We start from the raw sequence: 22,796 nt of genomic DNA on the forward strand, positions 1-22,796 counted from the left end.
CTTTCAGCTGAGGTCGCGGTGGCGAACCTGGACATTCTTGAGGGTTTGCTGCAAGACCTGGCCCAGGCGCTCGGTCAGGTAGACGGAGCGGTGATGCCCGCCGGTACAACCGATGGCGATGGTGACATAGGCCCGGTTGCTGGCGGCAAAGCGCGGTAGCCACTTGAGCAGGTAGCTGGAGATGTCCTGGAACATCTCCTCCACATCCGGTTGTGCCGCCAGGTACTCGGCAACGGGCTGGTCCAGCCCAGACTGGTCGCGCAGTTCCGGCTTCCAGTAAGGATTGGGCAGGCAACGCACGTCAAATACCAGGTCGGCGTCTATCGGCATGCCCCGCTTGAAACCAAAGGATTCGACCAGGAAGGCCGTGCCCGGTTCCGGCTGGTTCAGCAGGCGCAGCTTGATGGCGTCGCGCAGTTGGTAAAGGTTCAGGCTGGTGGTGTTGATCTTGAGGTCGGCCAAGTCAATGATCGGCCCCAGCAGCTTGGTCTCGTCTTCGATGGCTTCGGCCAGCGAGCGGTGCGGGCTGCTCAGCGGGTGGCGGCGACGGGTTTCCGAGAAGCGCTTGAGCAGCGTTTCTTCGTCGGCATCCAGGTACAGCACGTCGCAATGGATGTGCTTGGCGCGTACCTCTTCCAGCAGTTCCGGGAATCGCGTGAGGTGGCTGGGCAGGTTGCGCGCGTCGATCGACACCGCCACCAGCGGTTGGGCGAGCTCGGTATGGATCAACGCACGTTCGGCCAGCTCGGGCAGCAGGCCGGCCGGCAAGTTGTCGATGCAATAGAAGCCACTGTCCTCAAGCACATTGAGGGCCGTACTTTTACCCGAGCCGGAACGCCCGCTGACGATGATCAGACGCATGATTACTGCCCGCTTTGCTCATCCAGAACCACCTGATACAGCGCTTCATTACTGCTGGCGCTGCGCAGTTTCTTACGTACTTCTTCACGGTCGAGCATGCTGGCGATCTGCCGGAGCAGCTCCAGGTGTGCATCGGTGGCGGCTTCCGGGACCAGCAAGACAAACAGCAGGTCAACCGGGGCGCCATCGATGGCGTCGAAATCTATGGGCGCCTCCAGGTGCAACAGGGCGCTTATCGGTGCGTCGCAGCCTTTGAGGCGGCAGTGAGGAATCGCGATGCCGTTGCCAAAACCGGTCGAACCGAGTTTTTCACGGGCTATCAGGGCATCGAAGACATCTTGCATTTCCAGGTCAGGCACTTGGCGGCTGATCAGGTTGGCAATTTGTTCGAGGGCTTTCTTTTTACTGCCGCCCGGCACGTTCACAAGGGAACGGCCGGGGGTCAGGATGGTTTCAAGTCGAATCATGGGTGGGGAGTGTTAGCGGCCTGTGCCTTGAAGAAGGCTCTGCTGCTTTTCCTTATGCTTTTTGATTTGGCGATCCAGCTTGTCGGTCAGGTCGTCAATGGCGGCATACATGTCTGAATGCTCTGCATTGGCGACTACTTCCCCGCCGGGTATACGCAAGGTGGCTTCGATTTTCTGCTTTAGCTTTTCGACAGACATGATGACTTGCACATTGGTGATCTTGTCGAAATGCCCCTCAATCCGTTTGAGTTTTTCGCTGATGTAGGCGCGCAGCGGTTCGGTCACTTCCAGTTGGTGTCCACTGATATTGACTTGCATACAGCTTCTCCTTCGTTGCCAGTGCATAAAGCGGCGGGTAGGAATACCCGCCACTGGAACGCTGTGGCCTGCCCGTCACATCAACCGCTTACGCTCGCTGGAAGGCGCGATCCCAAGGGACTCGCGGTACTTGGCGACGGTTCGACGGGCGACCTGAATGCCTTGTGCCTCCAGTAAACCAGCGATCTTGCTGTCACTCAACGGCTTTTTCTGATTTTCCGCGGCAACCAGTTTTTTGATGATCGCGCGGATCGCCGTGGACGAGCATTCGCCGCCTTCGGAGGTGCTGACGTGGCTGGAGAAAAAGTATTTCAGCTCATAGATACCGCGCGGGGTATGCATGAATTTCTGGGTGGTGACCCGGGAAATGGTCGATTCATGCATGCCGACGGCTTCGGCAATGTCATGCAGCACCAGCGGCTTCATTGCCTCGTCGCCGTATTCCAGGAAGCCGCGCTGATGCTCGACGATCTGGGTGGCCACTTTCATCAGGGTCTCGTTGCGGCTTTGCAGGCTCTTGATGAACCAGCGCGCTTCCTGCAACTGGTTGCGCATGAAGGTGTTGTCGGCACTGGTATCGGCCCGGCGCACGAAACCTGCGTATTGCGGGTTGACCCGCAGGCGCGGCACCGATTCCTGGTTCAGTTCCACCAGCCAGCGCTCGTTGTCCTTGCGCACGATTACGTCGGGGACGACGTATTCGGCTTCGCTGGACTCGATTTGCGAACCGGGACGCGGGTTGAGGCTCTGGACCAGTTCGATGATCTGGCGCAGGTCATCTTCCTTGAGCTTCATCCGGCGCATCAACTGGCTGTAGTCGCGGCTGCCCAGCAGGTCGATGTAGTCGGTGACCAGGCGTTGGGCCTCGGCCAGCCAGGGGGTCTTGGCGGGCAGCTGGCGCAGTTGCAGCAACAGGCACTCGCTGAGGTTGCGCGCACCAATGCCGGCGGGCTCGAACTGCTGGATGCGGTGCAGGACCGCTTCGATTTCGTCCAGCTCGATATCCAGTTCCGGGTCAAAGGCCTCGAGGATTTCCTCAAGGGTCTCGTCCAGGTAGCCCTGATTATTGATGCAGTCGATCAGGGTCACGGCGATCAGGCGATCGGTGTCGGACATCGGGGCAAGGTTCAGTTGCCACAGCAAGTGGCTCTGCAGGCTTTCACCGACGGAGGTGCGGGTGGTGAAGTCCCACTCGTCATCGTCGTTGCTGGGCAGGCTGCTGGCGCTGGTCTGGTAGACATCTTCCCAGGCCGTATCCACCGGCAGTTCATTGGGAATGCGCTCGTTCCACTCGCCTTCTTCCAGGTTATCCACCGTGGGTGCGGTTTCCTGGTAGGACGGTTCCTGGACGTCGGCGTTGGGTTTTTGCTCGATGTTGTCGGCCAGTGGATCGGCATTGTCGAAGTCGTCGCCTTCTTCCTGGCGTTCGAGCATCGGGTTGGACTCCAGGGCCTCCTGGATTTCCTGTTGCAGGTCCAGGGTCGACAATTGGAGCAGGCGGATGGCCTGTTGCAGCTGCGGTGTCATCGTCAGCTGCTGGCCCATTCTCAGGACTAGCGATGGTTTCATGGCAGGGGCTTAACACCTTATTCGCCGGCGCAATGCGCCATCCACGACAGGGCGCGTGAGCGCCAAACATAAGCAAATTATATGCCTGATATCGGGGGCTTTGCCTAGAGCGCGGTAACAATAAAAATAATAAGGTTTTTATTGACTCCCGCGCCTGATGGCGAATGTCCTGACATCCCAGTGTTTACAGGCGGAACTCGTGCCCCAGGTACACTTCCTTGACCAGTTCGTTGGCCAGGATGGTGGCGGAGTCGCCTTCGGCAATCAGTTGGCCGTCGTTGACGATATACGCGGTTTCGCAGATATCCAGGGTCTCACGCACGTTGTGGTCGGTGATCAACACGCCGATCCCCTTGGCCTTGAGGTGATGGATGATCTGCTTGATGTCGCCTACCGAAATCGGGTCGACACCGGCGAAGGGTTCGTCCAGCAGGATGAACTTCGGTGCCGTGGCCAGGGCGCGGGCGATTTCCACACGACGACGCTCGCCGCCGGACAGGCTCATGCCGAGGTTGTCGCGGATGTGGTTGATGTGGAACTCCTGCAGCAGGCTTTCCAGTTCCTGGCGGCGTCCATCGCGATCCAGTTCCTTGCGGGTTTCAAGGATCGCCATGATGTTGTCGGACACTGACAGTTTGCGGAAGATCGATGCCTCCTGGGGGAGATAGCCGATACCCGCCCGTGCACGACCGTGCATGGGCTGGTGGCTGACGTCCAGGTCGTCGATCAATACGCGGCCCTGGTCCGCCTGGACCAGGCCGACGATCATGTAGAAGCAGGTGGTCTTGCCGGCACCGTTGGGGCCAAGCAGGCCGACGATCTGGCCGCTGTCGATCGACAGGCTGACGTCGCGCACGACCTGACGGCTTTTATAGGCCTTGGCCAGATGCTGGGCTTTCAGGGTTGCCATTACTGGGCCTTCTTCTTCGGCTGGATAACCATGTCGATGCGCGGACGTGGTGCAGTGACCTTGGTGCCATTGGCGCGGCCGGCAGTGGCGACCTGCTTGACGGTGTCATAGACGATTTTCTCGCCTTCGGTCGAGTTGCCGTCGCTGCTGATCACTTTGGCGCGGTCAGTCAGTACGATGCGGTTTTGCGGCGCGTGGTACTGGATGGTCACGCCGTAGCCTTTGATCGGGCCTGGGTCGGCAGCATTTTGCTTCTGTTCAAAGTAGGCCAGGTTGCCCACCGAAGTCACGACGTCAATCTCACCTGCCGGGGTGCGGGTCAGGGTCACGGTATTGCCGGTAATCTTCATCGAGCCCTGGGTGATGATGACGTCGCCCTTGTAGGTCGCGATACCTTGCTTGTCATCCAGCTGCGCATCGTCAGCCTGAATGTGGATCGGTTGCTGGCTATCGTTCGGCAGAGCCCAGGCGCTCACGCTTCCCAGTGCTGCGCCCAGACCGAGCAAAATAGGGAGGGTTTTAACGAGCCTCATACTGTCCTCTTACGTTCGATAGCAGGTGTATCCTGCTTTCTTTCAAATACGCTTTCATTCCCTTGCCAGTCGATACACCGCCAGCGCCGTCGATTCTAACGTCTTGCTCGGTCTGCGCATATTGCTTCTGTGGGAATACGGTCATGCGACTGCTGGTAATGATGGTCTCGCGCTTCTGGGCGTCGGTGCGCGCAACGCGCACCGAGTCGATCAGCTCCACTTCGGTACCGTCCGGGTTGACCTCGCCACGCTTGCTGGTGACATGCCACGGGAATTCGGTGCCGCGATACAGGTTCAGGTCCGGGTTGGTCAGCAATGTGACCTCGGAAGCCTTCAGGTGTTCGACCTTGTCCGACGTCATTTCGTACTGCACCTTGCCGTCCGGCAGGAACTGCACGCTGTAGGCGTTGGTGGCGTAATAGTCGATGGCGCCCTGGTCGGCCTGCACAACCGGGTGGTCGAGGAAGCGCTCCGGGCTGATGTTCCAGTAGCCCACCGCGAGAAACAGCGCGGCGATGGCTCCGAATATCAGGAAGTTGCGAATCTTTTTGCTCAGCATAGAAGGCTCTATAGGTAGGCGGCGTGGGCCGCTTCAAGGCTGCCCTGGGCACGCAGGATCAACTCGCAGAACTCGCGGGCGGCACCTTCGCCGCCACGGGCCTGGGTAATGCCATGGGCATGTTCGCGCACAAATGACGCGGCATTGGCCACTGCCATGCCCAGGCCGACGCGGCGGATCACCGGCAGGTCGGGCAGGTCATCGCCCAGATAGGCGACCTGCTCATAGCTTAGGTTGAGTTGGCCAAGAAGCTCGTCCAGAACCACCAGTTTATCCTCACGGCCCTGGTAGAGGTAAGGAATCCCCAGGTTTTGTGCGCGACGCTCCACGACCGGAGTCTTTCGACCACTGATAATCGCCGTTTGCACGCCAGAGGCCATCAGCATTTTGATGCCCTGGCCGTCCAGGGTATTGAACGTCTTGAATTCGCTGCCGTCTTCGAGGAAGTACAGGCGGCCATCGGTCAGCACGCCGTCCACGTCGAAAATCGCCAGTTTGATGGCCTTGCCCCGTTGCAACAGGTCGGTGGTCATTTACATCACTCCTGCGCGCAGCAAATCGTGCATGTTCAGGGCGCCAATCGGATGATCGGTCTCATCGACCACCACCAGCGCGCCGATTTTGTGGTCTTCCATGATCTTCAGGGCTTCGGCCGCGAGCATTTCGGCGCGGGCGGTCTTGCCGTGGGGGGTCATGACCTGGTCGATGGTCGCGGTATGGATATCGATGGTGCGGTCCAGGGTGCGACGCAGGTCGCCGTCGGTAAACACCCCGGCCAGGCGCCCGTCGGCTTCAAGGATCACGGTCATGCCCAGGCCTTTGCGGGTCATTTCCATCAGCGCGTCCTTGAGCAGGGTGCCACGCTGTACCTGGGGCAGTTCATCGCCGGTGTGCATCACATTTTCCACTTTCAGCAACAGGCGACGGCCGAGGGCGCCACCGGGGTGGGAAAAGGCGAAGTCTTCGGCGGTAAAACCACGGGCCTCCAGCAGGGCCACGGCCAGGGCGTCGCCCATGACCAGGGCGGCAGTGGTGGAGGAGGTCGGCGCCAGGTTCAGCGGGCAGGCCTCGTGGGCCACATGCACGTTCAGGTTCACTTCGGCGGCCTTGGCCAGCGTCGAGTCCGGGTTGCCGGTCACGCTGATCAGCTTGATGCCCAGGCGCTTGATCAGGGGCAGCAGGGTCACGATTTCGTTGGTGGTGCCGGAGTTGGACAGGGCCAGGATCACGTCGTCGCGGGTGATCATGCCCATGTCGCCATGGCTGGCTTCGGCCGGGTGCACGAAAAACGCGGTGGTGCCGGTACTGGCCAGGGTGGCGGCAATCTTGTTGCCGACATGGCCTGACTTGCCCATGCCGACCACGACAACCCGGCCTTTACTGGCCAGGATCATCTCGCAGGCGCGTACGAAATCTGCGTCGATATGGGCCAGCAAGCCTTCTACGGCTTCAAGTTCGAGGCGGATGGTGCGTTGTGCGGATTGAATAAGGTCGTTGGATTGGCTCATGTCTGAAATCGGATAGCCTGACGAAAAGTCGGCGATTATAGCGGTAATGATCAATTCCCTCACGCAAGTTCGTCAGGGTTTGTTCACCATGAATGTGAGAACCTTCTCAAATGCACTTTAGCTGTCCTGTTTCTGAACAACCGCTGCTCCGGCCTTGGGCGCTTTATCTCAGCAGTGATATAGTTCGCCGCCAGTTCGGTCCGCACAGCTCACATGTGTCTAACTGTCGCAAGCAGTTGTCCCAAACGTGGTGTCTGAGTGAGAAGCTGCATCCCAAGGAGTTTAGATGAGTGCCGATAACGCCTACGCGGTCGAGCTGAAGGGCCTTTCCTTCAAGCGCGGTACGCGCAGCATCTTCAATAATGTCGATATTCGCATTCCCCGCGGCAAGGTGACGGGCATCATGGGGCCGTCCGGTTGCGGCAAGACGACCCTGCTGCGCCTGATGGGCATGCAGTTGCGTCCCACCGCCGGGGAAGTCTGGGTCAATGGCCAGAACCTGCCGACCCTGTCGCGCAGCGACCTGTTCGATGCGCGCAAGCACATGGGGGTGCTGTTCCAGAGCGGTGCCCTGTTCACCGATCTCGATGTTTTTGAAAACGTCGCGTTCCCGCTGCGGGTACACACCCAGCTGTCCGAAGAGATGATTCGTGACATTGTATTGTTGAAGCTGCAGGCCGTCGGCCTTCGCGGTGCCATCGATCTGATGCCAGATGAGCTCTCCGGCGGTATGAAGCGGCGTGTGGCCCTGGCACGGGCGATTGCCCTCGACCCGCAGATCCTGATGTATGACGAACCGTTCGTCGGCCAGGACCCTATCGCCATGGGCGTCCTGGTGCGCCTGATCCGCCTGCTCAACGATGCGCTGGGCATCACCAGTATCGTGGTTTCCCACGACCTGGCCGAAACCGCGAGCATTGCCGACTACCTGTATGTGGTCGGCGATGGCCAGGTATTGGGGCAGGGTACGCCTGAAGAACTGATGAACGCCGATAACCCGCGGATTCGCCAGTTCATGACCGGCGATCCTGATGGCCCGGTGCCTTTTCATTTTCCGGCAGCGGACTACCGCGCAGATCTTCTGGGGAAGCGCTGATGCGCAAGACATCTTTAATCGAGAAGGTTCGCCTTTTCGGTCGTTCCGGCATCGACATCGTCGAAGTGCTCGGGCGTTCGACGATTTTCCTGTTTCACGCCTTGCTGGGCCGCAGCGCTATCGGCGGCGGTTTTGGCTTGCTGCTCAAGCAGTTGCACTCGGTGGGCGTGATGTCCCTGGTGATCATCGTGGTCTCCGGGGTGTTCATCGGCATGGTGCTGGCGTTGCAGGGCTTCAATATCCTGTCCAGCTACGGTTCCGAGCAGGCGGTGGGGCAGATGGTTGCGCTGACGCTGCTGCGTGAGCTGGGGCCGGTGGTCACGGCCTTGCTGTTTGCCGGCCGCGCGGGCTCCGCGTTGACCGCCGAGATCGGCAACATGAAGGCCACCGAGCAGTTGTCCAGCCTGGAAATGATCGGCGTGGACCCGCTCAAGTACATTGTTGCCCCACGCCTGTGGGCCGGCTTCATCTCCCTGCCACTGCTGGCGATGATTTTCAGCGTGGTCGGGATCTGGGGCGGTTCGTGGGTGGCGGTGGACTGGCTGGGGGTCTATGACGGCTCCTACTGGGCCAACATGCAAAACAGCGTGACGTTCAGCGGTGACGTGCTCAATGGCATTATCAAGAGCATCGTCTTTGCCTTCGTCGTGACCTGGATCGCCGTATTCCAAGGCTATGACTGTGAGCCCACTTCAGAAGGGATCAGTCGTGCCACCACCAAGACCGTTGTGTACGCCTCGCTGGCGGTACTGGGCCTTGACTTCATTTTGACCGCCTTGATGTTTGGAGATTTCTGATGCAAAACCGCACTGTGGAGATCGGTGTCGGCCTTTTCTTGCTGGCTGGCATCCTGGCTTTACTGTTGCTCGCCCTGCGAGTCAGCGGCTTGTCGGCCAGCTCGAGCGCCGATACCTATAAACTTTACGCCTACTTCGACAATATCGCCGGTTTGACGGTCAGATCCAAAGTGACCATGGCCGGTGTGACTATCGGCAAGGTCACGGCAATCGATCTGGACCGCGACAGCTTCACCGGCCGAGTGACCCTGCAACTGGACAAGAAGGTAGATAACCTGCCGACTGACTCCACGGCGTCTATCCTCACGGCGGGTCTGCTGGGCGAGAAGTACATCGGTATCAGCGTGGGCGGGGAAGAAGCCTTGCTCAAGGATGGTTCGACCATTCATGACACACAGTCGTCGTTGGTATTGGAGGACCTGATCGGTAAATTCCTGCTTAATACGGTTAGTAAAGACGCCAAATGAGGAGTTTGTTCATGATCTCTACCTTGCGACGTGGCCTGTTGGTGCTGTTGGCAGCCTTGCCATTGATGGCTAACGCCGTGGCGGCGCCCTCGGCGCACGACATAATTGAGAGAACCACCAAAGAGTTGCTGGCTGACCTTGCCGCAAACAAGGAACAGTACAAGCAGAGCCCAAGCGCGTTCTACGATGCCCTCAACGGTATCGTGGGCCCTGTGGTCGACGCTGATGGCATCTCCCGCAGCATCATGACGGTCAAGTACTCGCGCAAGGCCACGCCTGCGCAAATGCAGCGTTTCCAGGACAACTTCAAGCGCAGCCTGATGCAGTTCTACGGCAATGCCCTGCTGGAGTACAACAACCAGGGGATCGTCGTGTCCCCGGCCAAGGATGAGTCCGGCACCCGTACCAGCGTGGATATGCAGGTCAAGGGCAACAATGGCGCGATCTATCCGGTTTCCTACACCCTTGAGAAAATCAACGGTGAATGGAAAGTGCGCAACGTGATCATCAACGGCATCAACATCGGTAAGCTGTTCCGTGACCAGTTCGCCGATGCCATGCAGCGCAATGGCAACGACCTGGACAAGACCATCGATGGGTGGGCCGGTGAAGTGGCCAAGGCCAAGGAAGTGACCGAAGAAGCTGCAGAGAAGCAGGCGCCATGACCGAGTCGGCTGTTCGTCAAGGCCAGGCCGGCGAGCTGCTCTTAAGTGGCGTGCTCGACTACAGCACCGGGCCGGCCCTGCGCAAGCAGGGCCAGGCGCTGATCAATGCCAGCACCGCGCAGGCATTGGTCCTCGATTGCTCGGCGGTGGTGAAGTCCAGCAGTGTTGGCCTGTCATTGCTCCTGTGTTTCCTGCGTGACGCCGCAGCGGTCAAGAAACCTGTCAGTATTCGCGCATTACCCGAGGATATGCGTGAAATCGCCCAGGTTTGTGGTTTGACTGAGCTGTTGACGCATCCTTAATACACCTTATTGAAGAAGCCCCCCGTCAGAGTCCTGCTATGCGGGGTTCGCAGGCGCGGGGCTTTTTTGTATGATGTGCGACCCGTGCGCACTGGGCGCCGATAGAGGTTGAGCATGCAGGCCCTAGAAGTTAAAAGCTTCCTTGAAGGAAAGCTGCCGAATACTGAGGTTGCAGTTGAAGGCGAAGGCTGCAATTTCCAGCTGAACGTGATTAGCGATGAACTGGCGGCATTGAGCCCGGTCAAGCGTCAGCAGCAGATCTATGCCCATTTGAACCCGTGGATCACCGATGGCAGCATCCATGCGGTCACTATGAAATTTTTCAGCCGCGCGGCCTGGGCCGAGCGTACCTGAGCCCCCAAGGCGTCGAGATTCTTATGGATAAATTGATTATTACCGGCGGTGCCCGTCTTGATGGCGAAATCCGTATCTCCGGGGCTAAAAACTCGGCCTTGCCGATCCTGGCGGCCACCTTGCTGTGCGATGGCCCGGTTACTGTAGCCAACCTGCCGCACCTGCACGACATCACCACCATGATCGAGCTGTTCGGTCGCATGGGCATTGAGCCGGTGATCGACGAGAAACTCTCGGTCGAAATCGACCCGCGCACCATCAAGACCCTGATCGCACCGTACGAGCTGGTGAAAACCATGCGGGCCTCGATCCTGGTTCTGGGCCCGATGGTCGCCCGTTTCGGCGAGGCCGAAGTGGCACTGCCTGGCGGTTGCGCCATCGGTTCGCGTCCGGTGGATCTGCACATCCGTGGCCTTGAAGCCATGGGCGCAACCATCGATGTCGAAGGTGGCTACATCAAGGCCAAGGCACCGGAAGGCGGCCTGCGTGGCGCGAACTTCTTCTTTGATACCGTCAGTGTGACCGGTACCGAGAACATCATGATGGCCGCGGCCCTGGCCAATGGCCGCAGCGTCCTGCAAAACGCCGCGCGCGAGCCGGAAGTGGTCGACCTGGCCAACTTCCTGATCGCCATGGGTGCCAAGATCACAGGCGCCGGCACCGACACCATCACCATCGACGGTGTGAAGCGCCTGCACTCGGCGACCTACAAAGTGATGCCGGACCGTATCGAGACCGGCACCTACCTGGTTGCCGCTGCCGTCACCGGTGGTCGCGTCAAGGTCAAGGACACCGATCCGACCATCCTTGAAGCGGTCTTGGAAAAACTGCGCGAAGCGGGTGCCGAAATCACCACCGGCGAAGACTGGATCGAGCTGAACATGCACGGCAAGCGGCCAAAAGCCGTCAACGTGCGTACTGCTCCATACCCAGCGTTCCCGACCGACATGCAGGCGCAGTTCATCTCCCTGAACGCGATTGCCGAAGGCACCGGCGCGGTGATCGAGACCATCTTTGAAAACCGCTTCATGCACGTGTATGAACTGCACCGCATGGGCGCCAAGATCCAGGTCGAAGGCAACACGGCCATCGTTACCGGTACCGAAACCCTCAAGGGCGCGCCAGTGATGGCGACCGACCTGCGGGCCTCGGCCAGCCTGGTGATTTCGGCACTGATCGCCGAAGGCGACACGCTGATCGATCGCATCTACCACATAGACCGTGGCTACGAGTGCATCGAAGAAAAACTGCAGATGCTCGGCGCAAAAATCCGCCGCGTACCGGGTTAGTCCCCACTGCTCGGGCGCAGGGAAGCGCCCGCCTGAGGTGTGCATAGGCATGCCTCGGCTGAATTGGTTTCAAATCGAGGCTGTAATGGCCTCGATCTGTGTCTGGCGCCATTTGCGACCGGACCGCAATAGCCTGATGAAGGATTGACGTTTCCCATGTTGACCATCGCACTGTCCAAGGGCCGCATCCTTGACGATACTTTGCCGCTTCTGGCTGAAGCGGGCATCGTGCCGACCGAGAATCCGGACAAGAGCCGCAAGCTGATCATCCCCACGACCCAGGACGACGTTCGCCTGTTGATCGTGCGGGCTACCGACGTGCCGACCTACGTTGAACATGGCGCCGCCGACCTGGGTGTCGCCGGTAAAGACGTGCTGATGGAATACGGCGGCCAGGGCCTGTACGAGCCGCTGGACCTGCGTATCGCGCTGTGCAAGCTGATGACCGCCGGCCGTGTCGGTGATGTCGAGCCAAAAGGCCGCCTGCGGGTGGCCACCAAGTTCGTCAACGTTGCCAAGCGTTACTACGCCGAACAAGGCCGTCAGGTCGATATCATCAAGCTCTACGGCTCGATGGAGCTGGCGCCGCTGATCGGCCTGGCCGACAAGATCATTGACGTGGTCGACACCGGCAACACCCTGCGCGCCAACGGCCTGGAACCCCAGGACTTTATTGCCGACATCAGCTCGCGCCTGATCGTCAACAAAGCTTCGATGAAGATGCAGCACGCCCGTATCCAGGCGTTGATCGACACCCTGCGCAAGGCAGTGGAGTCTCGACACCGCGGTTGACCCATCTGCGCGGCCCTAGGTCGCGCCCGTCTATCCGCCTCATAGCCAGAATTCTCAGGTGCCCAAGCGGAAACGACTGCTAGTTTAGGGCGCCTGAGTTTTTGCCAATACTATTGAGGCCCTCGCTATGACTACGTCCACTGCAATTGCCCGACTCAACGCTGCCGACCCGGATTTCGCCCATCATCTGGATCATCTGCTGAGCTGGGAAAGCGTGTCCGACGACTCGGTCAACCAGCGGGTGCTCGACATCATCAAGGCCGTGCGCGAGCGCGGCGACGCGGCGCTGGTGGACTTTACCCGCCAGTTCGACGGCCTGGACGTCAAGTCCATGTCCGACCTGATCCTGCCTCGCGAACGCCTGGAACTGGCCCTGACGCGCATCACCGCGCCGCAGCGCGAAGCCCTGGAAGTCGCGGCCGCGCGGGTGCGCAGCTATCACGAAAAACAGAAACAGGACTCCTGGAGCTACACCGAAGCCGACGGTACGGTGCTCGGCCAGAAAGTCACGCCCCTGGACCGCGCCGGCCTGTATGTGCCGGGCGGCAAGGCCTCGTACCCGTCGTCGGTGCTGATGAATGCCATTCCCGCCAAAGTGGCAGGTGTGACCGAAGTGGTCATGGTGGTCCCGACCCCGCGCGGTGAAATCAACGAACTGGTGCTGGCCGCTGCCTGCATTGCGGGCGTTGACCGCGTGTTCACCATCGGTGGCGCCCAGGCCGTCGCGGCGTTGGCCTATGGCACCGAAAGCGTACCGAAGGTGGACAAGGTGGTCGGTCCCGGCAACATCTACGTCGCCACCGCCAAGCGCCATGTGTTTGGCCAGGTCGGTATCGACATGATCGCCGGCCCTTCGGAAATCCTCGTGGTCTGCGACGGCCAGACCGATCCCGACTGGATCGCCATGGACCTGTTCTCCCAGGCCGAGCACGATGAAGATGCCCAGGCGATCCTGGTCAGCCCCGACGCCGCGTTTCTCGACAAGGTGGCGGCCAGCATCAACAAGTTGTTGCCGACCATGGATCGCGCCGAGATCATCGCAAAGTCGATCAATGGCCGGGGTGCGCTGATCCTGGTGCGGGACATGGAACAGGCCATCGAAGTGGCCAACCGCATCGCCCCCGAGCACCTGGAACTGTCCGTGGCCGACCCACAGGCCTGGCTGCCATCGATTCGCCACGCCGGTGCGATCTTCATGGGCCGCCACACCAGCGAAGCCCTGGGCGACTACTGCGCCGGCCCCAACCACGTGTTGCCTACCTCCGGCACCGCGCGCTTCTCGTCGCCGCTGGGGGTGTACGACTTCCAGAAGCGCTCGTCGATCATTTTCTGCTCGCCGCAAGGTGCTTCCGAGCTGGGCAAGACCGCCTCGGTGCTGGCCCGTGGTGAATCGTTGAGCGCGCACGCCCGCAGCGCCGAATACCGCATCGTCAAGGGAGAGTAAGACATGAGCAAATTCTGGAGCCCTTTCGTCAAGGACCTCGTGCCTTACGTGCCCGGCGAGCAGCCGAAGCTGACCAGGCTGGTCAAGCTCAACACCAATGAAAACCCCTACGGCCCGTCGCCCAAGGCCCTGGCGGCGATGCAGGCCGAGTTGAACGACAACCTGCGCTTGTACCCCGACCCCAACAGCGACCTGCTCAAGCAGGCCGTGGCCAGGTATTACGGGGTGGAGGGGAGTCAGGTCTTCCTCGGTAACGGTTCCGACGAAGTCCTGGCACATATCTTCCACGGCCTGTTCCAGCACGACCTGCCGCTGCTGTTCCCGGATATCAGCTACAGCTTTTACCCGGTGTACTGTGGCCTGTATGGCATCACTTCGGCCCCGGTGCCGCTGGACGAGCAGTTCCAGATTCGCGTGGCGGATTACGCCAGGCCCAATGGCGGGATCATCTTCCCCAACCCGAACGCGCCGACCGGCTGCGTGCTGGCGCTGGACGCGGTGGAGCAGCTCCTCAAGGCCAGCCCGGATTCGGTGGTGGTGGTCGATGAAGCCTATATCGACTTCGGCGGCGCAACCGCCATCAGCCTGGTGGACCGCTACCCCAACCTGCTGGTGACCCAGACCCTCTCCAAATCGCGCTCACTGGCCGGTTTGCGGGTAGGCCTGGCGGTGGGCCACCCGGACCTGATCGAGGCGCTGGAGCGGGTCAAGAACAGCTTCAACTCGTATCCGCTGGATCGCCTGGCAATTGTTGGCGCGGCGGCGGCCTTCGACGACCGAGAATACTTCGAGAAGACCTGCCAGTTGGTGATCGACAGCCGCGAGAAGGTTGTGGTGCAGTTGCGAGGGAAGGGTTTTGAGGTGTTGCCGTCAGCGGCCAACTTCATCTTTGCCCGCCACCCACGGCACGACGCGGCGGGCCTGGCGGCCAAGCTGCGGGAGCAAGGGGTGATCGTGCGGCACTTCAAGCAGGAGCGGATTGCCCAGTTCCTGCGGATCAGCATCGGTACGCCAGAGCAGAACCAGGCGTTGATCGATGGCTTGGGCGATCTTTAAGGCTTAAATCCATAGTGGCTGGATTGGCCTCATCGCGGGCAAGCCCGGCTCCCACATTGGAATGCATTCCTCTGTGGGAGCCGGGCTTGCCCGCGATGGGGCCATCAGCAGCACCGACAATCCGTAGCCTTAGAGCAACGGCTCGTCCGGCTTCTTGTGCTTCCAGCCATCATTGCCCGGCAGCAGCAGGTTCAAGCCAATCGCGACCACGGCGCACAGGGCGATGCCCTTCAGGCCGAAATCGTCGGGACCGGTGCCGGTGCCGATCAGCACACCGCCAATCCCGAAGACCAGGGTCACCGAGACAATCACCAGATTGCGCGCCTCCCCGAGGTCGATCTTGTGACGGATCAGGGTATTCATCCCCACTGCGGCAATCGAGCCGAACAACAGGCATAGAATCCCGCCCATCACCGGCACCGGAATGCTCTGTAACAGCGCGCCGAACTTACCCACGAAGGCCAGGGTGATGGCAAATACCGCCGCCCAGGTCATGATCTTCGGGTTGTAGTTCTTGGTCAGCATCACCGCGCCGGTCACTTCGGCGTAAGTGGTGTTGGGCGGGCCACCGAACAGGCCCGCCGTGGTGGTGGCAATCCCGTCGCCCAGCAGCGTGCGATGTAGGCCGGGCTTTTTCAGGTAGTCGCGACCGGTCACGCTGCCGACCGCAATCACGCCACCGATATGTTCAATCGCTGGCGCCAGGGCCACCGGCACGATGAACAGAATAGCCTGCCAGTTAAATTCCGGCGCGGTGAAGTGGGGCAGGGCGAGCCACGGTGCGGCGGCGATCTTCGCGGTGTCGACCACGCCAAAGTAGAACGACATGCCAAACCCCACCAGCACCCCGGCAATGATCGGCACCAGGCGGAAAATGCCCTTGCCGAACACCGCCACGATCAGCGTGGTCAGCAGCGCCGGCATCGAGATCAGCATTGCCGTCTGGTAATGGATCAGCTCGGCACCGTCGCCCGACTTGCCCATGGCCATGTTCGCGGCAATCGGCGCCATGGCCAGGCCGATGGAGATGATCACCGGCCCGATCACCACGGGCGGCAGCAGCCGGTCGATAAAACCGGTGCCCTTGATCTTCACGGCCAGGCCGAGGAAGGTGTAGACGAAACCTGCCGCCATCACCCCGCCCATGGTCGCCGCGAGGCCGAACTGGCCCTTGGCGAGAATGATCGGGGTGATAAAGGCAAAGCTCGACGCCAGGAACACCGGCACTTGGCGCCCGGTGACTATCTGGAACAACAGCGTGCCCAGGCCCGCAGTAAACAGTGCAACGTTTGGATCAAGACCTGTGATCAGTGGCATCAACACCAGCGCGCCAAATGCTACGAAGAGCATTTGTGCGCCAGACAGGATCTGGCGCCAAAGCGGGTCGTTGAATTCATCCTGCATGCTCACGCGTCCTTCTGCTTAGTGCCGAAGATCTTGTCGCCAGCATCGCCCAGGCCCGGAATGATGTAGCCGTGCTCGTTCAGGCGTTCATCGATGGACGCGGTGTAGATCACTACATCCGGGTGGGCTTTTTCTACGGCGGCGATACCTTCGGGAGCCGCGACCAGCACCATGGCGCGGATGTCCTTGCAGCCGGCTTTTTTCAGCAGGTCGATGGTCGCGACCATGGAGCTGCCGGTGGCCAGCATCGGGTCGATGATCATCGCCAGGCGCTCGTCGATTTCCGGGACGAGTTTTTCCAGGTAGGTGTGGGCCTGCAGGGTTTCTTCGTTGCGGGCCACGCCCACAGCGCTGACCTTGGCACCCGGGATCAGGCTCAGCACGCCTTCAAGCATGCCGATACCGGCGCGCAGGATCGGCACCACGGTAATTTTCTTGCCGGCGATTTTCTCGACCTGGACGGGACCGCACCAACCGGGGATCTCGTAGTTTTCCAGGGGTAAATCCTTGGTGGCTTCGTAGGTGAGCAACGCTCCGACTTCCTGAGCAAGCTCACGGAAGTTCTTCGTGCTAATGTCGGCGCGGCGCATAAGGCCGAGCTTGTGTCGGATCAGCGGGTGGCGGATCTCACGGATGGGCATGGGGAAAGGCTCCGGCGGCGGGCAAAAAAACCGGCCTAGATTAATCTATCCGAGGGTGTTGTCCTATAGACAACCAGTACGTTAGTCCATAAAGGCTTGAACGTTGCGTCCCAGAGGCGTACCTTCGCCCGCTTTTCTTGCCACAGTACCCCTGGAGAGCGCCATGTCCGCTGATCTCGAGCATATCCGTCAAATCATGCACGAGGCTGACTGCCTGTACACCGAAGCGCAAGTCGAAGAGGCTATCGCCAAGGTCGGCGCGCACATCACCCGCGAAATGGCCGAGACCAACCCGGTGGTGTTTTGTGTGATGAACGGCGGTCTGATTTTCGCCGGCAAATTGCTGACTCATCTGCAATTCCCGCTGGAAGCGTCCTACCTGCACGCCACGCGCTACCGTAATGAAACCAGCGGCGGCGACCTGTTCTGGAAAGCCAAGCCGGAAGTGTCGTTTATCGACCGTGACGTGCTGATCATCGACGACATCCTCGACGAAGGTCACACCCTGGGCGCGATCATCGACTTCTGCAAACACGCCGGCGCGCGCAAAGTGCACACCGCCGTGCTGATCGACAAAGACCACGACCGCAAGGCCCGCCCAGACCTGAAGGCTGATTATGTTGGCCTGCCGTGCATCGACCGCTACATTTTCGGTTACGGCATGGACTACAAGGGCTACTGGCGCAATGCCAACGGCATCTTTGCTGTGAAGGGGATGTAAGTCGTGGCGCGTTTTCTTGATCAGTCGCTGTTTGCCGAATTGGCCGAGAAAGCCGCCATCAACCCCCGTGGCCGGCAGAACGTCAACTTCCACCAGATGGAGGAGCCGTGCCATCGCATGGCTGTCGGTTTGCAGCCACACACCTATGTGCAGCCCCATCGTCATCTCACCGCCGACAAGGCCGAGACCCTGCTGGTACTCAAGGGGCGCCTGGGGATTCTGATCTTCAGCGAGTCAGGCGAGGTCCTGGAGCGGCGTGTCTTGCAGGCGGGTGGAGATTGCCTGGGGGTTGACCTGTCGCCCGGCGTTTTCCACGGCCTGGTGGTGCTTGAGCCCGACACGGTGATGTTCGAGTGCAAGGCCGGCCCCTATCGTCCGGTGGGCGAGGGTGAGCTGGCGAGTTGGGCACCCCGGGAAGGCGAGGCTGGTATGGTTGAGTATCACCGTTGGATGCTGGCCCAGTTCGACTGACCCACCGCCATCGCGGGCAAGCCCGCTCCCACATTAGAGCTTCGTGGCTTCCGAACCTTGTGTCCCGCAGGTAGACTTCCACTCCCGTGTAAATGTCAGCAGGCTGGAGTCGGCAATGCGTAAAGATAAGAAACAAGTGATTGGTGACGAGATCGGCGACGATCAGATCAAGCTGTTCCTGGATTTTGAACCGGTCGACGCCACTTCACCTTCCCTGCACAAGCTGATCAAAGCCTATCGCGGCCTGCGCATCGACGATTTCGAGCGGTTCCTGGGCTTTTTCAAGGAAGCGGGACTGGACCTCGACGGCAAGGATGAGCATGGCCAGACCTTCGTGGACCTGATCAAGGACCAGCGCAACGCGGACGAGTACATCGAGCTGATCAACATCGCTCGCGGCTGAAAAAAAACGCCCCGCTCTCAGCACGAGAGCAGGGCGATCGTTCCCACGCTTGCGATCGTTCCCACGCTCTGCGTGGGAATGCATCCGGTGACGCTATGCGTCACGACCTCAAGCGTAGCTTTCGGCCTCGCTACCTTGCTCCACCAGCTCCAGGCTGATGTTGTTCTGCATGCTGATCTTGCGATACAGCTCGGCATCGGTCTCCAGGACTTTTTCCCGGGCCGGGAAGATTTCCTGCAGCTTGGCCGCCCACTCGCCGGCCGCCTGGGTCGGGAAGCAGCGTTCGATCAGATCCAGCATGATCGAAACCGTCACCGAAGCCCCTGGGGACGCCCCCAGCAGCGCGGCCAGCGAACCGTCCTTGGCCGCCACCAGCTCGGTACCGAATTGCAGCACGCCGCCTTTCTTCGGGTCCTTCTTGATGATCTGCACCCGTTGGCCGGCCACTTCCAGGCGCCAGTCCTCGGCTTTCGCCTCAGGGTAGAAGCGACGCAGTGATTCCAGGCGTTGCTCCATGGACTGCATCACTTCGCTGACCAGGTACTTGGTCAGGTCCATGTTGTCGCGGGCCACGGCCAGCATCGGGCCGATGTTGCCGAGGCGAATCGACATGGGCAGGTCAAGGAACGAACCGAACTTGAGGAACTTGGTGGTGAAGCCTGCGTATGGCCCGAACAGCAGGGATTTCTTGCCATCCACCACGCGGGTGTCCAGGTGCGGCACCGACATCGGCGGCGAACCCACGGCGGCCTGGCTGTAGACCTTGGCCTGGTGCTGCTTGACCACTTGCGGGTTGTCGCAACGCAGCCACTGGCCGCTGACCGGGAAGCCGCCAAAGCCTTTGCTTTCTTCGATCCCTGAGGCTTGCAGCAGCGGCAGGGCCGCGCCACCGGCGCCGAGGAACACGAACTTGGCGTCGACATGGCGCGTATTGCCGCTGTTGACGTCCTTGATGCTCACGGTCCAGCCGGCGCCATTGCGCTTGAGGCCGGTCACGCGCTTGCTGTACTTGACCTGGGCATCGGCCGAGCTGCTCAGGTGCGCCAGCAATTGGTTGGTCAGGGCGCCGAAATTGACGTCGGTCCCGTTCATTACGCGGGTCGCGGCGATTTTTTCGTCGGCCGGGCGGCCCGGCATCATCAGCGGCATCCACTCGGCCATTTCGGCACGGTCTTCGGTGTAGTGCATGTCCGAGAACGCGTGGTGCTGGCTGAGGGTTTCAAAGCGCTTCTTGAGGAAGGACACGCCTTTTTCGCCCTGCACGAAGCTCAGGTGCGGCACGGGGCTGATAAAGGACTTGGACGAGCCAAAGGTGCCTTTTTGGGTCAGGTACGCCCAGAACTGTTTCGACACCTCGAACTGGGTGTTGATGTGCACGGCTTTTTTGATGTCGATGGAGCCATCAGCCGCCTGCGGGGTGTAGTTCAGCTCGCACAGCCCGGCGTGACCGGTACCGGCGTTGTTCCACGGGTTGGAACTCTCCGCGGCACCCGAATCCATCAGCTCAACGACTTCCAGCTTGAGGCCGGGGTCGAGCTCCTTGAGCAGCACGGCAAGGGTGGCACTCATGATGCCCGCACCTACCAGTACTACGTCGACTGCTTCGTTATGCGCCATTTAACGCGTCTCCAAAATCTGCAGCACCAAATTGACGGCATGGCTGCCAGGAGTGACGGGGCGGTTCACGTGATGCCCCAGGTTACCCATGGCCAGGATCGCCATGTCCGATTCTTCGCAATTTTTTTGCAACTTCAGCGGACGCTGCCGACCAGGCCTTATCTGCATATGAACGCATTTCAGGGCCCCTGTGGCAATTCGACTTATGGTCAAGTGCGTCCGATCGTGCAACCAAATCCGTAGCGGACAGGCTTCAAACTCCGGTTCTTGAGGAGTACTCGGTCCTGTGTGGTTGGGCAGTGCCAGACGCTGATGGTGCTTGTACAAACGCAAAACTATTCATTTGCTCGCCACACTCTTGTGAAGTTGTGAAAACCCGTTTTTTCACGCTCTTTTGAAGACGTGAACCTCAAAAAAGGGCTGCCCCAGCCTGGCACCTGGCCCGTAATCACTGCCGACACGCGGCATAACGGGCAAACAACTCAAGTGGCCGAGCGCAATGGCAGCTCTGGCAGATTCGGTAAAGGCGCAGGTTTGCAGACAAAACAGCCAGCTCGCCAGCTTCACACGATCTGTGTGGGCGGCTCTCTGTGGGCGGTGCGGGGGAGCTAATACCAGGGCATTAGCGATGCTGCGAGGCCCGATCAGGAGACGTCCTTATAATCGGGGGGAGATTGTAGCGAAGAACTGCCGGGAAATGGACGTGTTTTATGACTTTTATTAGCGCTTCGGTCAGGCGGTCAACGGCAGGCGGTGTGATGACCGTGCGCGGCGCGGGTTGACACGGGCGCGGGCGGGCAACGGATGGTGCATCCAGCTCAGGCGGATCTCCTGGACTTCGACCCAGCCCTCACCCACGGGCGGCTGGCAGCATTGCTTGAAGGCCTGGCAGCGACCTTGCGAGTCGAGCAGGGCAAAGTTGCGATGGGCGGGCGTACGCGCGAAAAAGCGCCAGAGAAGATTGAGCATGGCGGGCCTCCTGAGAATGACGCCAAGCATATCTGTCAAGAATGACATCTGGGTGACACTGGGCCGCGGCACGCAGGTCAGGACCCGAGGTTGTAACTGGCGCTAGTTCCAGGCGGTGACGCACCGCTATACTGCCGGGCTGTCGGTACCTGATTTCTGGAGAGAAAAGCATGTTGCAACGCCTGTTGTTCGGTTTGATCACTGTGACCAGCTTGACCCTGGTTGGCTGCGCCCACAGCCCGCAGCAACTCAGCCCGCAACCCAAGCTCACCACCCAGTTGGCGCCTGTGGGCCATGGCCAGCCGGTCTCGGTGCGTGTGGTTGATGGCCGTCCATCGCCGACCCTGGGCACCCGCGGTGGCCTGTACCCGGAAACCAGCGCCATCACGGTGACCGGTGCCGACGTGCTGCCCAAGCTGCAAGCCCAGGCCGAAGCGGCGGTGCGCCTGCTGGGCTTCACCCCAACCAGCAACTCGCCAGGCGCACCGCAACTGACGGTGACCCTGGCCGAGTTGAAGTACCAGTCGCCCAAGGAAGGCCTGTACGTGACCGAAGCCACCATCGGCGCGACTTTCCGCTCTGATGTGTCGGCCGGCAACCGCCGCTACAGCGGCCGTTACGGGGCGTCCCTGGACCAGCGTTTCGGCATGGCGCCCAACCAGGAAACCAACACCAAGCTGGTCAGCGATGTGTTGAGTGATGCCCTGACGCGTCTGTTCAAGGATCCCAGCATCGGCCAGATCCTCAGCTCGCAATAATCAGTTGTAAAAAAGCCGGGCCCCGTCACGGGCCCGGCTTTTTTGTGTCTGCTGCGGTCATGCCGCCGTTTCGACATAAAAGTCCAGCACACTCACCCCCGTCAACAGATCCAGCTCCGGCAGGTCGGCATGTTGATGCCCGCCGAGGGCGCAATACACCAGCCAGTGCCGGTCCTGGACATTAAACGCCAGGCCGCCGACCAGCGCCTCTTGCTCATCGGTAGGGGCGATCAGGTACAGCCGATCCTGGTTCTGCGCGTGCAACATGACAAGCTCCCGGGTGTGCGAAGGGCAACAGAGTGGCTTGTTAAGGTGACGTTCAGGTGACGCTGTAAATTACTCGATACATTAGTCGTCAATGGGGGAGGGAGTTTTGATGCGCAGGAGGGCGCAGTCCGTTCAGGTTTGTATCTGGATGGATACCTGGTCACTGTTGTACCGAGGTTTTTGATGTCGCTGCCGGCATTACTGCTAAACACCACGGCATTGCTGATTGCCTGCCCTGGCGCCGGGCTGCTGTTTGTGACCCGCCTGCGGGAGCAGCGGGCGATGGCCCGACTCGCCGCGCAAAGTGAAGAGCGGGCGATTGATCAGCCGATGCTGTTTCTGGATGTGCGTACCGAGCGCAGTCATCGCCTCGGCTACCGCATCGGGTTTGCCTGTCTCGGGCTGGCGTTGCTGATTACCTGGCTCAGCACCCAATTGTAAAAATACCCCAAAACCAATGTGGGAGCGGGCTTGCTCGCGATAGCGGTGGGTCAGTCAAGTAGTTATCAACTGACCCACCGCTATCGCCGTCTCTTCTCCCCATCTCCGAGCCCACCA

General features: G+C 60.3%; 29 protein-coding genes. 15 read left to right on the plus strand and 14 right to left on the minus strand.

Features of this window, described 5'->3' with window-relative positions; genetic code table 11:
- Positions 1-3 precede the first annotated feature (3 nt).
- The 9 genes from rapZ to AC07W7_RS22695 all read right to left on the minus strand — a co-directional run bounded on the left by rapZ (position 4) and on the right by AC07W7_RS22695 (position 6,725).
- The gene (gene rapZ, locus AC07W7_RS22655; protein WP_076963549.1) at positions 4-861 is read right to left on the minus strand and encodes an RNase adapter RapZ; all 858 of its coding nucleotides are present in this window, start codon (positions 859-861) and stop codon (positions 4-6) included.
- 2 nt (positions 862-863) lie between these two features.
- Entirely contained in the window at positions 864-1,328 is a 465-nt protein-coding gene (gene ptsN / locus AC07W7_RS22660; protein ID WP_076963548.1) for a PTS IIA-like nitrogen regulatory protein PtsN, read from the minus strand.
- Between the two features lie 12 nt (positions 1,329-1,340).
- Entirely contained in the window at positions 1,341-1,646 is a 306-nt protein-coding gene (hpf, locus tag AC07W7_RS22665) for a ribosome hibernation-promoting factor, HPF/YfiA family (protein WP_032860085.1), read from the minus strand.
- Positions 1,647-1,721: 75 nt separating this feature from the next.
- Positions 1,722-3,215, minus strand: a complete 1,494-nt coding sequence (locus AC07W7_RS22670; protein WP_076963547.1) for an RNA polymerase factor sigma-54 — start codon at positions 3,213-3,215, stop codon at positions 1,722-1,724.
- A 184-nt stretch (positions 3,216-3,399) separates the two neighbouring features.
- A complete protein-coding gene (gene lptB / locus AC07W7_RS22675; RefSeq protein ID WP_029291791.1) occupies positions 3,400-4,125 on the minus strand; it encodes an LPS export ABC transporter ATP-binding protein in 726 nt (241 codons plus the stop codon).
- On the minus strand, positions 4,125-4,658 hold the full coding sequence (gene lptA / locus AC07W7_RS22680; RefSeq protein WP_076963546.1) for a lipopolysaccharide transport periplasmic protein LptA: 534 nt from the start codon (positions 4,656-4,658) through the stop codon (positions 4,125-4,127). Before lptA ends, lptB begins: the two co-directional genes overlap by 1 nt.
- Complete coding sequence (gene lptC / locus AC07W7_RS22685) at positions 4,645-5,217, minus strand: LPS export ABC transporter periplasmic protein LptC (protein WP_099167593.1); 573 nt, start codon at positions 5,215-5,217, stop codon at positions 4,645-4,647. The genes lptA and lptC overlap by 14 nt, the downstream gene beginning before the upstream one ends.
- 8 nt (positions 5,218-5,225) lie before the next feature.
- A complete protein-coding gene (locus AC07W7_RS22690; RefSeq protein WP_099167595.1) occupies positions 5,226-5,750 on the minus strand; it encodes a KdsC family phosphatase in 525 nt (174 codons plus the stop codon).
- A complete protein-coding gene (locus AC07W7_RS22695) occupies positions 5,751-6,725 on the minus strand; it encodes a KpsF/GutQ family sugar-phosphate isomerase (protein ID WP_076963543.1) in 975 nt (324 codons plus the stop codon). It lies immediately after the preceding gene.
- A gap of 286 nt (positions 6,726-7,011) precedes the next feature.
- Between AC07W7_RS22695 and AC07W7_RS22700 the strand changes: the two genes are divergently transcribed.
- The 10 genes from AC07W7_RS22700 (at position 7,012) to hisC (ending at position 14,987) form a co-directional block, all read left to right on the plus strand.
- Positions 7,012-7,821 carry an ATP-binding cassette domain-containing protein gene (locus AC07W7_RS22700; RefSeq protein WP_038443322.1) on the plus strand — a complete coding sequence of 270 codons (810 nt, stop codon included), beginning with the start codon at positions 7,012-7,014 and terminating at the stop codon, positions 7,819-7,821.
- Positions 7,821-8,618 (plus strand): lipid asymmetry maintenance ABC transporter permease subunit MlaE, encoded by a 798-nt coding sequence (gene mlaE / locus AC07W7_RS22705; RefSeq protein WP_495040172.1) that lies wholly within the window; start codon positions 7,821-7,823, stop codon positions 8,616-8,618. Before AC07W7_RS22700 ends, mlaE begins: the two co-directional genes overlap by 1 nt.
- The gene (mlaD, locus tag AC07W7_RS22710; protein WP_076963541.1) at positions 8,618-9,085 is read left to right on the plus strand and encodes an outer membrane lipid asymmetry maintenance protein MlaD; all 468 of its coding nucleotides are present in this window, start codon (positions 8,618-8,620) and stop codon (positions 9,083-9,085) included. The genes mlaE and mlaD overlap by 1 nt, the downstream gene beginning before the upstream one ends.
- Positions 9,086-9,096: 11 nt before the next feature.
- Positions 9,097-9,750, plus strand: a complete 654-nt coding sequence (locus tag AC07W7_RS22715) for an MlaC/ttg2D family ABC transporter substrate-binding protein (RefSeq protein ID WP_099167599.1) — start codon at positions 9,097-9,099, stop codon at positions 9,748-9,750.
- Positions 9,747-10,052: an STAS domain-containing protein gene (locus tag AC07W7_RS22720; RefSeq protein ID WP_076963539.1), complete on the plus strand. Its 306-nt coding sequence runs from the start codon at positions 9,747-9,749 to the stop codon at positions 10,050-10,052. Before AC07W7_RS22715 ends, AC07W7_RS22720 begins: the two co-directional genes overlap by 4 nt.
- Positions 10,053-10,166: 114 nt before the next feature.
- Complete coding sequence (locus AC07W7_RS22725; RefSeq protein WP_010567702.1) at positions 10,167-10,406, plus strand: BolA family protein; 240 nt, start codon at positions 10,167-10,169, stop codon at positions 10,404-10,406.
- 23 nt (positions 10,407-10,429) lie between these two features.
- Positions 10,430-11,695, plus strand: coding sequence for a UDP-N-acetylglucosamine 1-carboxyvinyltransferase (gene murA / locus AC07W7_RS22730; RefSeq protein ID WP_076963538.1), 1,266 nt, complete (start codon positions 10,430-10,432; stop codon positions 11,693-11,695).
- 156 nt (positions 11,696-11,851) lie between these two features.
- A complete protein-coding gene (hisG, locus tag AC07W7_RS22735) occupies positions 11,852-12,487 on the plus strand; it encodes an ATP phosphoribosyltransferase (protein WP_003188599.1) in 636 nt (211 codons plus the stop codon).
- A gap of 127 nt (positions 12,488-12,614) precedes the next feature.
- On the plus strand, positions 12,615-13,931 hold the full coding sequence (gene hisD / locus AC07W7_RS22740; protein WP_099167601.1) for a histidinol dehydrogenase: 1,317 nt from the start codon (positions 12,615-12,617) through the stop codon (positions 13,929-13,931).
- 3 nt (positions 13,932-13,934) lie between these two features.
- A complete protein-coding gene (hisC, locus tag AC07W7_RS22745; RefSeq protein ID WP_236309035.1) occupies positions 13,935-14,987 on the plus strand; it encodes a histidinol-phosphate transaminase in 1,053 nt (350 codons plus the stop codon).
- Between the two features lie 129 nt (positions 14,988-15,116).
- On the opposite strand, the gene AC07W7_RS22750 is transcribed toward hisC, so the two are convergent.
- Positions 15,117-16,391: a uracil-xanthine permease family protein gene (locus AC07W7_RS22750; RefSeq protein ID WP_169900986.1), complete on the minus strand. Its 1,275-nt coding sequence runs from the start codon at positions 16,389-16,391 to the stop codon at positions 15,117-15,119.
- A 2-nt stretch (positions 16,392-16,393) separates the two neighbouring features.
- Positions 16,394-17,032: a uracil phosphoribosyltransferase gene (upp, locus tag AC07W7_RS22755; RefSeq protein ID WP_029291751.1), complete on the minus strand. Its 639-nt coding sequence runs from the start codon at positions 17,030-17,032 to the stop codon at positions 16,394-16,396.
- A 163-nt stretch (positions 17,033-17,195) separates the two neighbouring features.
- Here upp and AC07W7_RS22760 point away from each other — a divergent pair, with 163 nt between their 5' ends.
- The 3 genes from AC07W7_RS22760 to AC07W7_RS22770 all read left to right on the plus strand — a co-directional run bounded on the left by AC07W7_RS22760 (position 17,196) and on the right by AC07W7_RS22770 (position 18,627).
- Positions 17,196-17,753, plus strand: coding sequence for a hypoxanthine-guanine phosphoribosyltransferase (locus tag AC07W7_RS22760; RefSeq protein WP_076963534.1), 558 nt, complete (start codon positions 17,196-17,198; stop codon positions 17,751-17,753).
- A 3-nt stretch (positions 17,754-17,756) separates the two neighbouring features.
- Entirely contained in the window at positions 17,757-18,224 is a 468-nt protein-coding gene (locus tag AC07W7_RS22765; RefSeq protein WP_076963533.1) for a WbuC family cupin fold metalloprotein, read from the plus strand.
- Positions 18,225-18,339: 115 nt separating this feature from the next.
- Positions 18,340-18,627, plus strand: a complete 288-nt coding sequence (locus AC07W7_RS22770) for a PA4642 family protein (RefSeq protein WP_076963532.1) — start codon at positions 18,340-18,342, stop codon at positions 18,625-18,627.
- Positions 18,628-18,735: 108 nt separating this feature from the next.
- On the opposite strand, the gene mqo is transcribed toward AC07W7_RS22770, so the two are convergent.
- Together mqo and AC07W7_RS22780 are read right to left on the minus strand one after the other, a co-directional pair.
- Positions 18,736-20,244: a malate dehydrogenase (quinone) gene (gene mqo / locus AC07W7_RS22775; RefSeq protein WP_076963531.1), complete on the minus strand. Its 1,509-nt coding sequence runs from the start codon at positions 20,242-20,244 to the stop codon at positions 18,736-18,738.
- A 732-nt stretch (positions 20,245-20,976) separates the two neighbouring features.
- Positions 20,977-21,213, minus strand: a complete 237-nt coding sequence (locus AC07W7_RS22780) for a hypothetical protein (protein ID WP_076963530.1) — start codon at positions 21,211-21,213, stop codon at positions 20,977-20,979.
- Positions 21,214-21,383: 170 nt separating this feature from the next.
- On the opposite strand from AC07W7_RS22780, the gene AC07W7_RS22785 reads away from it, so the two are divergent.
- Positions 21,384-21,971 carry a YajG family lipoprotein gene (locus AC07W7_RS22785; protein WP_029291738.1) on the plus strand — a complete coding sequence of 196 codons (588 nt, stop codon included), beginning with the start codon at positions 21,384-21,386 and terminating at the stop codon, positions 21,969-21,971.
- Positions 21,972-22,028: 57 nt separating this feature from the next.
- Here the strand turns inward: AC07W7_RS22785 and AC07W7_RS22790 are convergent, their stop codons facing one another.
- Positions 22,029-22,238 (minus strand): hypothetical protein, encoded by a 210-nt coding sequence (locus AC07W7_RS22790; RefSeq protein WP_032860067.1) that lies wholly within the window; start codon positions 22,236-22,238, stop codon positions 22,029-22,031.
- A 183-nt stretch (positions 22,239-22,421) separates the two neighbouring features.
- On the opposite strand from AC07W7_RS22790, the gene AC07W7_RS22795 reads away from it, so the two are divergent.
- Positions 22,422-22,679, plus strand: a complete 258-nt coding sequence (locus tag AC07W7_RS22795; RefSeq protein ID WP_076963528.1) for a hypothetical protein — start codon at positions 22,422-22,424, stop codon at positions 22,677-22,679.
- Positions 22,680-22,796: the final 117 nt, after the last annotated feature.

It is taken from the genome of Pseudomonas sp. GW821-FHT01D09 (genome assembly GCF_059422465.1).

Excerpts from the sequence above, each read along its gene's own strand:
- AC07W7_RS22790 (WP_032860067.1), bottom strand. The coding sequence starts at position 22,238 with ATGTTGCACGCGCAGAACCAGGATCGGCTGTACCTGATCGCCCCTACC.
- AC07W7_RS22715 (WP_099167599.1), top strand. The coding sequence starts at position 9,097 with ATGATCTCTACCTTGCGACGTGGCCTGTTGGTGCTGTTGGCAGCCTTG.
- AC07W7_RS22760 (WP_076963534.1), top strand. The coding sequence starts at position 17,196 with ATGTCCGCTGATCTCGAGCATATCCGTCAAATCATGCACGAGGCTGAC.
- AC07W7_RS22700 (WP_038443322.1), top strand. The coding sequence starts at position 7,012 with ATGAGTGCCGATAACGCCTACGCGGTCGAGCTGAAGGGCCTTTCCTTC.
- AC07W7_RS22725 (WP_010567702.1), top strand. The coding sequence starts at position 10,167 with ATGCAGGCCCTAGAAGTTAAAAGCTTCCTTGAAGGAAAGCTGCCGAAT.
- AC07W7_RS22670 (WP_076963547.1), bottom strand. The coding sequence starts at position 3,215 with ATGAAACCATCGCTAGTCCTGAGAATGGGCCAGCAGCTGACGATGACA.
- lptA (WP_076963546.1), bottom strand. The coding sequence starts at position 4,658 with ATGAGGCTCGTTAAAACCCTCCCTATTTTGCTCGGTCTGGGCGCAGCA.
- AC07W7_RS22690 (WP_099167595.1), bottom strand. The coding sequence starts at position 5,750 with ATGACCACCGACCTGTTGCAACGGGGCAAGGCCATCAAACTGGCGATT.
- rapZ (WP_076963549.1), bottom strand. The coding sequence starts at position 861 with ATGCGTCTGATCATCGTCAGCGGGCGTTCCGGCTCGGGTAAAAGTACG.
- hisG (WP_003188599.1), top strand. The coding sequence starts at position 11,852 with ATGTTGACCATCGCACTGTCCAAGGGCCGCATCCTTGACGATACTTTG.
- AC07W7_RS22750 (WP_169900986.1), bottom strand. The coding sequence starts at position 16,391 with ATGCAGGATGAATTCAACGACCCGCTTTGGCGCCAGATCCTGTCTGGC.
- AC07W7_RS22780 (WP_076963530.1), bottom strand. The coding sequence starts at position 21,213 with ATGCTCAATCTTCTCTGGCGCTTTTTCGCGCGTACGCCCGCCCATCGC.
- lptB (WP_029291791.1), bottom strand. The coding sequence starts at position 4,125 with ATGGCAACCCTGAAAGCCCAGCATCTGGCCAAGGCCTATAAAAGCCGT.
- hisD (WP_099167601.1), top strand. The coding sequence starts at position 12,615 with ATGACTACGTCCACTGCAATTGCCCGACTCAACGCTGCCGACCCGGAT.
- ptsN (WP_076963548.1), bottom strand. The coding sequence starts at position 1,328 with ATGATTCGACTTGAAACCATCCTGACCCCCGGCCGTTCCCTTGTGAAC.
- AC07W7_RS22720 (WP_076963539.1), top strand. The coding sequence starts at position 9,747 with ATGACCGAGTCGGCTGTTCGTCAAGGCCAGGCCGGCGAGCTGCTCTTA.
- mlaE (WP_495040172.1), top strand. The coding sequence starts at position 7,821 with ATGCGCAAGACATCTTTAATCGAGAAGGTTCGCCTTTTCGGTCGTTCC.
- AC07W7_RS22785 (WP_029291738.1), top strand. The coding sequence starts at position 21,384 with ATGTTGCAACGCCTGTTGTTCGGTTTGATCACTGTGACCAGCTTGACC.
- lptC (WP_099167593.1), bottom strand. The coding sequence starts at position 5,217 with ATGCTGAGCAAAAAGATTCGCAACTTCCTGATATTCGGAGCCATCGCC.
- hisC (WP_236309035.1), top strand. The coding sequence starts at position 13,935 with ATGAGCAAATTCTGGAGCCCTTTCGTCAAGGACCTCGTGCCTTACGTG.
- AC07W7_RS22770 (WP_076963532.1), top strand. The coding sequence starts at position 18,340 with ATGCGTAAAGATAAGAAACAAGTGATTGGTGACGAGATCGGCGACGAT.
- AC07W7_RS22795 (WP_076963528.1), top strand. The coding sequence starts at position 22,422 with ATGTCGCTGCCGGCATTACTGCTAAACACCACGGCATTGCTGATTGCC.
- murA (WP_076963538.1), top strand. The coding sequence starts at position 10,430 with ATGGATAAATTGATTATTACCGGCGGTGCCCGTCTTGATGGCGAAATC.
- upp (WP_029291751.1), bottom strand. The coding sequence starts at position 17,032 with ATGCCCATCCGTGAGATCCGCCACCCGCTGATCCGACACAAGCTCGGC.
- hpf (WP_032860085.1), bottom strand. The coding sequence starts at position 1,646 with ATGCAAGTCAATATCAGTGGACACCAACTGGAAGTGACCGAACCGCTG.
- AC07W7_RS22695 (WP_076963543.1), bottom strand. The coding sequence starts at position 6,725 with ATGAGCCAATCCAACGACCTTATTCAATCCGCACAACGCACCATCCGC.
- mlaD (WP_076963541.1), top strand. The coding sequence starts at position 8,618 with ATGCAAAACCGCACTGTGGAGATCGGTGTCGGCCTTTTCTTGCTGGCT.
- mqo (WP_076963531.1), bottom strand. The coding sequence starts at position 20,244 with ATGGCGCATAACGAAGCAGTCGACGTAGTACTGGTAGGTGCGGGCATC.